This window comes from Yersinia similis, assembly GCF_001053095.1.
GTDB classification, from domain to species: domain Bacteria; phylum Pseudomonadota; class Gammaproteobacteria; order Enterobacterales; family Enterobacteriaceae; genus Yersinia; species Yersinia similis.
Genome location: NZ_CGBP01000034.1, coordinates 1 through 12,357 on the forward strand (window position 1 = coordinate 1; position 12,357 = coordinate 12,357).

Below are 12,357 nucleotides of genomic sequence, written 5' to 3' on the forward strand. Positions count from 1 at the left end.
GAGTTCCCTCAGTGATCTACTATTCGGCGCAGTTATTTAGACCCATTAGTGGTGACACTGGGCTACGTGACATACAAAAATTGGCAGAATTGAATGAATTTCCACCTGTAGATATAGAGAGAAGAGGTAGTTATAAAATAATATCTATTGTTGAACCGTATATTGATCATATTATAGAATATATTGACTCATCATTATTGAAACCATTAAAGTTGGCTGTCAATAATGGGAATGGAGCAGTTGGTCCCATAATAGATGCATTAGAACGGCGATTTTCTCTTCTAAATATACCTATTACTTTATTTAAAATAAATAATAATCCTGATGGTTCTTTCCCTAATGGAGTCCCTAACCCTCTGTTACCCGAATGTCGTCAATATACATCTAATGCCGTATTAGCTTATGGAGCTGATATGGGAATTGCTTTTGATAGTGATTTTGATCGCTGCTTTTTCTTTGATAATAAAGGTGAATTCATCGAAGGTTATTATATTGTAGGTCTTTTGGTTCAGATTTTTATACAAAAAGAATCAAGTTCAAAAATAATTCATGATCCTCGCTTATTTTGGAGTACTGCAGATGTTGTTAGTGCAGCAGGCGGGATACCTATTATGTCAAAAACAGGATATGCTTTTATTAAAGAAAGAATGCGATTAGAAGATGTAATTTATGGTGGAGAAATGAGTGCTCATCACTATTTTCGTGATTTTGCATATTGTGATAGTGGTATGATACCCTGGCTACCTGTTGCAGAGCTCATTTCTATACGTAATGAGAGTTTAGCTAGTTTAGTGAGTGAACAAATTGTGGCATATTCATCCTCAGGTTAAATTAACCTTAAGGTAGACAACCCACTGAGTGTAATTAATGGCATAAGACGTGCATGTCAAGAAAACACCGTATTAATTGATAATATAGATGGTGTTAGTATGGAATTTGAGTGTTGGATATTTAATCTTAGGGCTTCGAATACGGAATCAGTTATTAGATTAAATGTTGAATCTAGAGCGGATGTTAATTTAATGATGGATAAAACAAATTAAATAATAAGCGCGCTGAATATTTAATAATAATTTTTTGAGTGAGTTTTTGCAAAGTAATTGATATTGTTTTATAAGTTTAGTTATGTATTTTGCACGTGAATATAATGTTAATTACAAATGTTATTTAATTCGAGGATGTCACCAATAAGTAGAACATGTATTCCCCATAGAGGGTTAATTATTAAACGATAAGTCTAACCAGTCTAAATAAACGTTTTTATTCGAAGTAGATATAAGGCATGTTTTAGATGATTTTTAAAAATATAAATTATGATTTAATAATATTATTATCAGGGCGCTTGCTTCAAGCTTTTATAACTCTAATTACATTGCGAGTACTAACAACTGTATTGCCAAAGTCTGAACTTGGTCTTGTTTATTATATCATTACAATTCAAACCTTCTACTCTTTATTTTTAATTAATCCAGTAGGGCAATACTTTAACAGAAATACAATTGCCTGGTATGAAAATGGTCGTTTGATGAATCACTTGAAAATGCAACTACTATATGTTGCCACTATTGCTATCGGTGCATTTTTTACACTGTTCATTATTGATTATTTAAATTATGCTAATTTTTCATTTGTAGATATTTTATTAATAAGTTTTCTAATATTATCCCTGGGGGGTAACCAAACAATATTACCATTAATAAATATGATTGGTAAACGCATTGCATTCGTTAATCTAAACCTTCTAACGGCAGTGATGTCATTGATTTTTTCTATCTCTATAGTTTTTGTCTTTTCTAAAAATGCTGAGTTTTGGGTTTTGGGAGTAATAGTTTCTAATATTTTAGTCTCTTTTATTTCTTTTATTTATCTACATGTTATTTTTAAAAAAGAAAAATCAGATCCTGAAACTATTTTATGCGAATATAATTTGCCTGACATACTGAATATAGTCAGGTTTTCAGTGCCAATAAGTATTGCCACTTTATTTATGTGGTATTTAAACGTAGGTTACAGAATACAAATTGAAAATAACTATGGATTGGTTTATCTAGCTATAATAGGAATTGGACTTTCTATATCCAATCAGGTTTTTAGTATTGTCGAGTCCATTCTGACTCAGTATATGATTCCAGGTCTATATAAAGAGATTGAAGGTGCCAATAAAGTTAAAGTTGAGAGGGTATTTAATCACTATTTAAATACGATTATACCAATATACCTTTTTTTGGCGATTTTATTATCTTTCTCAATAAAAAACACCTTGCCACTTTTAGTTAATGAAAGTTTCTCGTCTGGATATGCTATTATAGTCTTCGGTGCCTGGATTGAATTTTCACGCGTAGTCACGAATGCTTTAGCTTTGGCTTCCCAAATAGAACGTAGGACGAGGACCTTTATTCCTGCATATTTATTAGGTGGTGCATTTCTTTTTGTTTCATTTGAATATTTTCCTAGTGAGGAATATTTGGTTTGTTTTAAATTACTATTGTCTAATATAGTTGTTACTATTGCCATGGCATTTATGATGAGAAAATTAATTAGATTCTCTTTTTCTTTCCGTAAAATTTTTAAGGTTTTTTTATATAGTATTCCATCATCGCTGTTCTTTTATTACGCTAGTCCATTCGCCGGAGTGAATTTTATAAACTTGATCATTTGTTTTCTTGGCGGTGGGATATCTTTGACTTCTTTCTATTTTTATTGGAATTATAATATTAAATATTAGTATTGCACTTTACTATATTGCTATATCGGATTTGTGATTCTGGGTTAGACATTTTATTCTAAATAACTGTGCGTAAGAGTAGATCCCTGAAGGGAGCTCAATCCGGATTGAGTTATGCCGTTCATAGAACTAATATCCAAAAAAAAACGTTTCCAGTTGGAAAAATTATCCATAAAATAGCAGACAAAAACCATTCTAGATGTTTTCTGGTCATGCTGATGTTACATTGTGGGGAATCACTCTGTTATGTGGCTAAAACCCTGTACATAGCTCGTTCCACCGCCGGTCGCTGGATTAACGGTTTGCCCCGACGGTCTGAGCCTTCTAACTGAACGTCAAAAAAGTAGCCTATTGAGGCAATAATGCGCATGCTTAATTTACTTGTTGAGCGATTTTTATAGGATTTCGGCTATCGACGTTCACGGTGGAGCACTGAGATGTTACCAATTGAAACTAATAAACTATTTAATTCTACTTTGCATCTTGAGCTATTTTCTGCTGGCAACCTGACGCTGGAATTGTCTGGTACAGGGCGACTCCCCTTCTGTCAGGATAGTTGTCACCCTCATAAGAATCACTAATGAAATGAAAGGTATTACCTTGCCGGGCCCTGCGTACGGGAACAAACAGAGTGGATTACGTCAGTAGGACAAGTAAGAACTCAGGTTTGTTTATCAATATGTTAAAAAAATTGAAAAAGAGCATACCTAGGTGCAAAGATAATTATGCTTATCGTTGGTGATTATAATATTCACAAGAGCAAAAAATGGTGGGATAGTTGAGATCTAACCTGAAATTTATTTTATTTATCAATTCATTTACTCTCCGTGGATAAATAAAATAGAACTCTTATGGTCGGTCTTGCACGAAACCGTCATGCGTAATCATCGTTGTAGAATAACATGGCCATTATTGAATAATGTCGGATAATCGATGAAAGTGGTGTCACATTTTCTAGGTAACAGACATGGACTAACAAAATTGTAACGGTATTAAATACAGTTATTTAGCTATTACATATATAAATATGCGCTGAATTACAATTAACACTTGAGGTTTTAGTATTTACATAATTAAATATCTCATTTGTTAAAATATTAGTGTTACAAATTTATTCTAGTAAAAATACTATACGTGTTTGTTTATAAATAACTACCTTTTGCTAGTTAAAGGTATCTGGAAGTTCACATTGGTTATCATATAATATGCAAAATAATTATCGTTATTTATTTTTTTCTTTTTTATTGGCATTGTTTATAGCTACGACATTCTCTATTCAAGGTGGTTTTCAAGATAGCCTTGTCTATTATGAACAGTTCTCTATAATAAAAAGAAATGGTTTATATGAGTCTATTGATTTAATTGCTGATCATACAGGTAAGCTTGAGCCAGGTATGTTCTTGGTCTTTTTTATACAGTCTTTTTTTGTTGATTCACTGAGTTTATTTCTCATTGTGAATTTACTGATAATTAATCTTTTACTGGTTGGGTTGTATTTTTCTTATAATAATAGTATGTATGGAACCCCAAGATTTTCTTACTTGGCGATCACGATATTATTGTTATCTTATTATACCTTTTCAAATTATATTTATATATGGCGTAGTATCTATGCATTTTATTTTATTGGTATGTATTGCTTGTCAATAAATAAAAGTCGCAGGTTTGTTTTTCTTGTTTTATCTTGCCTTTTTCATTTCTCATCAATAGTGTATATATTATTGTTCTATATGATTAGAACAATAAGTCTGAATAAGTTAAGTGTCATTGTGTTATCATTCTTAATGTCAATTTTTATAGTGATACTATTAGTTTTTGTACCTGAATCAGTTACTTTGCTTACATCTGGGAATGGACAAGGTATATTTACAACAGTTGATAGTGAAGTCTATGTTATAATTAGAAGGCTTGTGATTAGTTTATCTCTGGTTTCTATATTGTTAGTCTATAATCCACCAGAAAAATTTAGGAATTTATATAATCTTGTTTTAACGCTATCTATTATTTCTGCTGTGCTTGTCTTCAATGCTCAGTTATCATGGAGAGTTTTAGCTCCAGCAGCAGTCTTGGGGACTGTACTCTTAGTTAATACATCAAAACACAAGTCAATTATTTATTTCTTGTTGGTGTTGTCAACAATTCCTTCACTAAGAATAATATATCTTTTATCGATAGGACAATTCCATGCAGCATAAAATTAGTGTTGTTATACCATGTTATAATGCAGAAAAAACCATAATAAATGCTATTGAGTCAGTTGTTAAACAATCTTATCCGATATTTGAAATAATATGTGTTGATGATTTATCTACTGATAATACTGTTAAGTTGGTAAAAAATAAATTCAGTGATGTTATTGTCATTGAAAACAGAGTAAATGGTGGCCCGGCAAAATCAAGAAATGTAGGTATGGAAGTGGCTACTGGCGATTTTATTGCTTTTCTAGATGCTGATGATATCTGGTATCCTAATAAAATTAGTGTACAGATTAAATATCTTATTAAATTTAACCTAGTATGTATAGGTTCCCCTTTTACAGTAAATAGTATTGAAATGATTAACAGGGATAATTATAGTTTTAGATTTTTAACTTTGCATGCTTTGTCTTTTTCTAATAAACTACCTACCCCTTCAGTTATTATTAGAAATATGGGGTTAATGTTTAATGATAAAATGCGATATGCTGAGGATTACGACTTATGGTTAAGGATTGCTAAACTGCATCCAGGTAGGATAGGGTTAATTGAACAACCACTTATTAGCTTAGGTAAACCAGATTACGGTGTTTCAGGTCTTAGTTCCCATTTGTTAAAAATGGAAAAAGGAGAGTTGTTGGCTTTGAAAGATAACTTAGGTTGGATTAAATATATATTTCAGATTCTCTCCATTGTTAAGTTTTCTCGTAGATTGTTTTTGGTTTTTGTTGCAAGGGGTAATATTTTTAAGGCTAAGTAAATTGTATTGTTTCATGAATGTTTAATATATATTCTAGTTATAATTATTATCCCCGGAAAATTTTCCGGTAGCACTAATTATATATTAATTTATTAGGTTATAAATTTATGTGGTTCAGCGTAGTTGATGATTTTAATTAGAAGGTGTTGGCCGTCGAAATTGATGGCTTATCATGTAGTCAAAATATTAGTTAGGATTAGTGAAAAAGATGTTACCCAATTTATATCCGAAATGACTACGTACCCGCTGACCGTAGGAGCCTTGGTTTCATAATCGCACCATACTTGATTTTATCTAGTCAGGTCGACCAATGCAAAACAGTTTTATATAATGGTTTAACAAAACGTTGAGAACAGATAAACTGAAATTTTATCTATTCAGAATCCTGAATAAGGTTCGATAAATAATAGATAAGTGGCCAATGAAATATAATTGTGAGTACTCTTATTAGTCACTGAACAAGCTGGTACGGGAAGAACGCTAGCTTATGAACAATCAGACTGAAATATAAAAAGTACATATAACTAAAACGAATGTATTTATATTATTAGCTACTTCACTCTGTGATAGTACATGTTCGTGCCGTTGTAGCATTAGTATGAAGTTTGATTGATAGTGTTTTAATATTTTTAGTTAAGGTGCTGAAGTTATTTTTAATGTGGTGTTGTGATAAGACATTAATACGGTGTAAAAAAACTGAGATATTTTCTCTCTTGAGATTAGAGTGATTAATTTAGAAAGTATTTCTATTATTTCTATGTATACAGGTAATGCTCAATGAGTAATAAACAGACACGAAGTGATCTTGATACACCAATACCGAATAAGTATGGGTTTTCTAATATACCGCCTTCAAGAAATGAAGTTAATCTTTTTCAAATATTTTTCATTATTTTTAGTTCAAAACTTAAAGTAATGTTTATTACACTGATTTTTATAATTAGTGGTTTAATTGTCTCATGTATTCTCCCCCAACAATGGACAAGTACTGCGATAATAGTCCCTCCTGGTGATGAGCAAATTCAAGTTTTGGATGCGCTAATATCAAATTTAACCGTGCTTGATATAAAGGTTGATGTCAGTGCTAATTATTTACTATCGACATTCAAACAGAATTTCGATTCTCAAAATATCCGTGAGCAATATTTAGTGAATACTAATTATTTTAAACGTTTGATGAAAGATAATCCAGAAGACGGTTTAGATAAGCGAGCTTTGATCGAACGTATAGTAAATGAAAATATTTCTTCAGTCAGCCCGTTGAGGGATAATTCTGAGGGTGATAATGAATATCGATATTATAAGTTGTCATATAGTGCCAGTACTCCTATTGATGCTCGTGACTTGTTACAAGGATATGTTAATTATGTAAATACCATCGTTAACGCTGATGTTTTCCGAAAAGTACAGCGTGCAGTGGATTTAGCCAAGGGTATAGGTACAGATAAATACTCTATGGAACTGTTACGAGCCAGAAATAACCAAAAAGTTAAAATTGAGCGATTAAGGTATGCTTCCTCTATCGCTGATGCCGCAGGTGTAAAAAAGCCAGTTTACAGTAGTGGCTCATCCATTAGTGATGATCCTGATTTTCCTATCACTATGGGATCCGATGCGCTAAACCGTAAATTGGAAATAGAGAAGTCAGTTATCGACTTAGCTTCAATCAATACTGAACTTCTAAACCGTAAGTTGTATTTAGATAAGCTAAATAGGCTAGAAATTCCTAATGTTAATATCGTGCCATTTAAATATTTGCAACAGCCAACTGAACCTACTAAAAAAGACACACCTAAGCGTGCGCTGATTATGATTTTGTTTGCTCTGGCAGGTATTGTTAGCTCTATCGGTTTTGTTTTAGTTGAGCACTTTTTGCGTGAACGGATGCAGGAAGAAGAGGAGCTTAAGCTCCCTCAAACTAAGGTATAGGTTTTAAATGAATTTATTTAACGGTTGGGTAAGGTTTTTTATCTGACCGTTCTGTATTATCCTAGCCTAATAATCAGCACTTATATGTATTCACGAGTATGGATTAAATTATTTGTATTGGTTTGTTTTTTTATATTTTTAATTTTTTTGAATTGAAATTTAAATTTTTAATGGAGTAGTATTTTATGAAAGTAGCGATAATCGGTGGATCTGGTTTTATTGGCACCAATTTGGCTAGGTTGTTTAGTAAGGAAAACATTGAATTCACTATTCTCGATAAGAAAAAAAGTGCTGAATATCCTAATTTATGGAAATATTGTGATGTTACTGAATATGACACATTACTATCCGCTCTCCCTGATCATGATGTAATTATAAATTTAGCCGCGGAGCATAAAGATAATGTTAGGCCTACCAGTCTTTACTATACAGTCAATGTGGATGGTGCAAGAAATCTCTGTGAGGCGGCAGACTTTCTTAATATAAAGAATATTGTTTTTACATCTTCTGTTGCGGTTTATGGATTTGTCGAGAAAGATACTGATGAGAGTGGAGAATATGCACCTTTCAATCATTATGGGAAATCTAAGTTAGAAGCAGAAAAGATCTATGATGCTTGGTTTAATACCTCTTCGGATAAAAAATTAGTTACAATTCGTCCTACGGTTGTTTTTGGTGTGGGTAATCGGGGTAATGTATATAATTTATTTAAACAAATAGTATCAGGTAATTTTTTGATGATTGGTCGTGGTGATAATGAAAAGTCTATGGCCTATGTAGAGAATATCGCTGATTTCTTGGTCCGAACAGTAACATTCCCTGCTGGCTATCATTTAATAAATTACGTAGATAAACCAGATTTCACTATGAATGAATTGTCTACGGTAATTTATAGTTGCCTTAAAAGAAAGAATAAAATTATCCGAGTTCCTTATTTTTTTGGGGTATGTGCTGGTTATTTCTTTGACTTTTTGGCGAAAATTAGTGGTAGAGAACTGCCAATCAGCAGTATCAGAATTAAGAAATTCTGTGCAAAAACACAGTTTAGTTCAAAGAATATTGGTGCTTATGATTTTTCTGCGCCTTATTCTTTGCAAGATGCTGTAGAGAAGACTATTTCAGAAGAGTTTATGAAAAAATAATGTTAATAATTGTTATTTTTAATTATTAATTTAATAGGTTTATATTTGAGAGGAAAAAGTGCCAAATATTGCATTTGTCATAACAAAATCAGAAGTGGGGGGAGCCCAACGCTGGGTTTTGGAACAAGTTAAACTATTTTATCGGGATTATAAAGTTACTTTGATAACATCTGAATCTGGTTGGCTGACTGAGTCAATTTTGTGTGATAAAATCATAATAATTCCTCAGTTAAAAAAAATGGCAAGCTTTAGTGCTATATACTTAATGTATAAAGCTTTAAAAGAAAACAATATTGATATTGTTATTGCTAGCTCGGCTAACGCAGGATTATATAGTAGGATTACTCGTATTTTTATAAAATTTAGATGTATTTATGTTTCTCATGGTTGGTCTTGTTTATACAATGGTCGGTTTTTAAAACCTATATTTTGTTATGTTGAACGTCTATTGTCACATTTGACGGATGTAATATGGTGTGTGTCAAAAAGTGATGAGCTAAAAGCTACTAATGAAATTAGAATAAATAAAAATAAACTAGTAACATTGCTTAATGCTATTACGCCATTATCACCTAGAGATATTCGGTCGTGTGAAAATAAAATATTATTTTTAGGTAGATTAACTCACCCTAAAAGACCTGATTTAATTTGTAGAGTTGTTTCTAGTAATCCTGAGTATAGATTGGATGTTGTTGGTACTGGAGAATATATTGATTCTTTAATTACTGAATATGTTGATTTTAATAATATAAGTTTTTTGGGTGAAATAGAAAATTTTAGTGCTTTTAATCAATATGATGTCTTTGTATTAACCTCCGATAGTGAGGGGCTACCTATGTCAGCATTAGAAGCGGCAACCGCTGGGGTGCCGCTTATATTAAGTGATGTTGGTGGTTGCAACGAAGTCATTGATGGAAATGGATTGTTAATTTCTAATTCGGAAATAAGCTTGTCTACTGCATTGGAAGATATTTTTACTAATTATGATGAGTTTTATACGATAGCGCAAAACAAAAAAAATAAGTTTGACGTCAATAATAAAAAAGAAGAATACAGAAGAGTTATTCTTGGTGATTATTTAAAAGGTTATAATTGTACCGAAATATAAATTTCGGTACATAACCATAAATAAACCAGATGTTATGATTTTTTCATATAGGATAAGAAATGGCTATTTTAGTTACTGGCGGTGCTGGTTATATTGGCTCACATACAGTATTATCATTATTGGAACAAGGTAATGATGTTGTTGTGATAGATAACCTATCTAACTCATCTTCGGAGTCATTATTACGAGTGACTAATATTACTGGGCGTGCAGCAATATTTTACCAGGGTGATGTTCTTGATAGAAATTGTCTTAAAAAAATATTCTTGGAACATAAAATAGAAGCTGTAATTCATTTTGCTGGTTTAAAGTCGGTAGGTGAATCAGTTATTATGCCCCTTGAATATTACCAAAGTAATGTTATAGGCACTATTATCTTGCTTGAAGAAATGGTCATTGCGGGTATAACTAAGCTAATATTTAGTTCATCAGCAACGGTGTATGGCGATCCTGAGTTTGTTCCATTGACCGAAGATGCTCGTATTGGAGGAACAACAAATCCATATGGTTCATCAAAAGTCATGGTTGAGCAAATACTAAAAGATTTCTCTTTGGCTCACCCTGATTTCTCCATAAGAGCACTACGTTATTTTAATCCTGTAGGCGCACATCCTTCAGGCCTCATTGGCGAGGATCCGAACGGAAAACCTAACAACTTGTTGCCATTTATTACTCAGGTTGCCATTGGAAAACTTCCCAAATTATTCGTTTATGGTAATGATTATCCTACTGTAGATGGTTCTGGTGTGCGGGATTATATCCATGTTATGGATCTTGCCGAAGGGCATTGTTGTACGCTTGGCAAATTGATACCCGGATTTAAAGTTTATAATCTTGGTTCTGGCGTCGGATATTCAGTGCTGCAAATGATTAATGAATTTGAGCATATTTCAGGGAAAAAAATTCCCTTTGAGATAACCTCTCGTCGCCTTGGTGATATTGCTGAATGCTGGGCAAGTGCAGAACGTGCCCATACCGAGTTGGGGTGGAAGGCAAAAAGAAATTTAACCGATATGCTAGAAGATGCATGGAAATGGCAGCAAACCAATCCAAACGGCTACGTTCGCTGAACGCATTCCAATATGTGCTAAAATTATTCATCTCTCTATTTCGATTCTTTGAAGCAAAACAATGAAATTTCCTGGTAAGCGCAAGTCCAAACACTACTTTCCAGTCAATGCCCGCGATCCACTATTACAATCGGTGCAGGCTGAAAATGAAGTGAGTACCTCTTATATCGTTGGTATTGACCAGACACTGGTTGATATTGAGGCAAAAGTCGATGAAGACTTCATTACGCGTTATGGCCTTAGCCAAGGGCATTCTTTGGTGATCGAAGATGATGTGGCTGAGCGCCTTTACCAAGAATTAACCCATAATGATCTGATTACCCATGAATTTGCCGGTGGGACTATCGGCAATACTTTGCATAATTATTCCGTGTTGGCTGATGACCGCTCTGTTTTGCTTGGCACTATGTGCAGCAATATTAAAATCGGCAGTTATGCCTATCGCTATTTATGTAATACCTCCAGCCGTACCGATCTGAATTATTTACAGGCGGTTGATGGGGCGATTGGGCGCTGTTTTACCTTGATCACAGAAAATGGTGAACGGACTTTTGCTATTAGCCCTGGTCAAATGAATCAATTACGTCCGGAAAGTATTCCTGAAGAGGTTATAGCAGGAGCCTCTGCATTAGTGCTAACCGCGTATTTGGTGCGCTGCAAGCCAGGGGAACCCATGCCGGATGCCACCATGCAAGCTATTCACTATGCGAAAAAACATGATGTTCCGGTGGTGATGACGTTAGGGACAAAATATGTCATTGCAGATAATCCACAGTGGTGGCGTGAATTCCTTAATGAACATGTCTCTATTTTGGCGATGAACGAAGATGAGGCTTATGAGCTAACAGGATTGAACGATCCGCTGATGGCCTCAGATATGGCATTGGAATGGGTAGATTTAGTGTTATGTACCGCAGGCCCCAGTGGGCTTTATATGGCGAGATATACCGAAGAGGCCTATAAACGGCAGACTCAGCACCCATTATTACCTGGGGCTATTGCTGAGTTTAACCTTTATGAATTCAGTCGGGCGATGCGTAAAGCGCATTGTGTGGATCCGTTCCGTATTTATTCACATATTGCGCCTTATATGGGCGGGCCGGAAAAAATAATGAATACCAATGGGGCTGGGGATGGCGCATTGTCCGCGGTCCTGCATGATATTGCTGCCAATGGTTATCACCGCAATAATGTTCCTAACTCCAGTAAGCATGTACGCAGTTACCTGAGTTATTCCTCGCTGGCACAGGTGTGTAAATATGCTAATCGAGTGAGTTATCAGGTATTGAATCAGCATTCACCCCGTTTAACCCGCGGTTTGCCCGAACGGGAAGATAGCCTCGAGGAGTCATATTGGGAACGGTAATCGGGTAGAAGCGGGATATAAATCAGGGCCGGCATAGTACTGGCCCTGACTGTTTTTATCAT

8 protein-coding genes and 1 pseudogene are annotated in these 12,357 nt (G+C 34.0%); all 9 read left to right on the forward strand.

Annotated elements, in window-relative coordinates; translation table 11 throughout:
- Positions 1 to 1,043, forward strand: a pseudogene (locus tag AC971_RS18490) (phosphohexomutase domain-containing protein); the annotation flags it as partial.
- Positions 1,044 to 1,291: 248 nt separating this feature from the next.
- Entirely contained in the window at positions 1,292 to 2,725 is a 1,434-nt protein-coding gene (locus AC971_RS18495) for a lipopolysaccharide biosynthesis protein (RefSeq protein ID WP_025382883.1), read from the forward strand.
- 1,205 nt (positions 2,726 to 3,930) lie between these two features.
- Positions 3,931 to 4,920 (forward strand): EpsG family protein, encoded by a 990-nt coding sequence (locus AC971_RS18500; RefSeq protein WP_025382884.1) that lies wholly within the window; start codon positions 3,931 to 3,933, stop codon positions 4,918 to 4,920.
- Positions 4,910 to 5,680, forward strand: coding sequence for a glycosyltransferase family 2 protein (locus AC971_RS18505; RefSeq protein ID WP_025382885.1), 771 nt, complete (start codon positions 4,910 to 4,912; stop codon positions 5,678 to 5,680). Before AC971_RS18500 ends, AC971_RS18505 begins: the two co-directional genes overlap by 11 nt.
- Positions 5,681 to 6,457: 777 nt before the next feature.
- Entirely contained in the window at positions 6,458 to 7,609 is a 1,152-nt protein-coding gene (gene wzz(fepE), locus AC971_RS18510) for an LPS O-antigen length regulator Wzz(fepE) (protein WP_025382886.1), read from the forward strand.
- 185 nt (positions 7,610 to 7,794) lie between these two features.
- The gene (locus AC971_RS18515) at positions 7,795 to 8,751 is read left to right on the forward strand and encodes an NAD-dependent epimerase/dehydratase family protein (protein WP_025382887.1); all 957 of its coding nucleotides are present in this window, start codon (positions 7,795 to 7,797) and stop codon (positions 8,749 to 8,751) included.
- A 58-nt stretch (positions 8,752 to 8,809) separates the two neighbouring features.
- Positions 8,810 to 9,859 carry a glycosyltransferase gene (locus tag AC971_RS18520; RefSeq protein WP_025382888.1) on the forward strand — a complete coding sequence of 350 codons (1,050 nt, stop codon included), beginning with the start codon at positions 8,810 to 8,812 and terminating at the stop codon, positions 9,857 to 9,859.
- A gap of 59 nt (positions 9,860 to 9,918) precedes the next feature.
- Positions 9,919 to 10,929 (forward strand): UDP-glucose 4-epimerase GalE, encoded by a 1,011-nt coding sequence (galE, locus tag AC971_RS18525; RefSeq protein ID WP_025382889.1) that lies wholly within the window; start codon positions 9,919 to 9,921, stop codon positions 10,927 to 10,929.
- A 61-nt stretch (positions 10,930 to 10,990) separates the two neighbouring features.
- On the forward strand, positions 10,991 to 12,295 hold the full coding sequence (locus tag AC971_RS18530; RefSeq protein WP_025382890.1) for an inosine/guanosine kinase: 1,305 nt from the start codon (positions 10,991 to 10,993) through the stop codon (positions 12,293 to 12,295).
- The last annotated feature ends 62 nt before the right edge of the window (positions 12,296 to 12,357 follow it).

Coding starts and splice junctions, on each gene's coding strand:
- galE (WP_025382889.1), top strand. CDS start 9,919: ATGGCTATTTTAGTTACTGGCGGTGCTGGTTATATTGGCTCACATACA.
- AC971_RS18495 (WP_025382883.1), top strand. CDS start 1,292: ATGATTTTTAAAAATATAAATTATGATTTAATAATATTATTATCAGGG.
- AC971_RS18530 (WP_025382890.1), top strand. CDS start 10,991: ATGAAATTTCCTGGTAAGCGCAAGTCCAAACACTACTTTCCAGTCAAT.
- AC971_RS18515 (WP_025382887.1), top strand. CDS start 7,795: ATGAAAGTAGCGATAATCGGTGGATCTGGTTTTATTGGCACCAATTTG.
- AC971_RS18505 (WP_025382885.1), top strand. CDS start 4,910: ATGCAGCATAAAATTAGTGTTGTTATACCATGTTATAATGCAGAAAAA.
- AC971_RS18500 (WP_025382884.1), top strand. CDS start 3,931: ATGCAAAATAATTATCGTTATTTATTTTTTTCTTTTTTATTGGCATTG.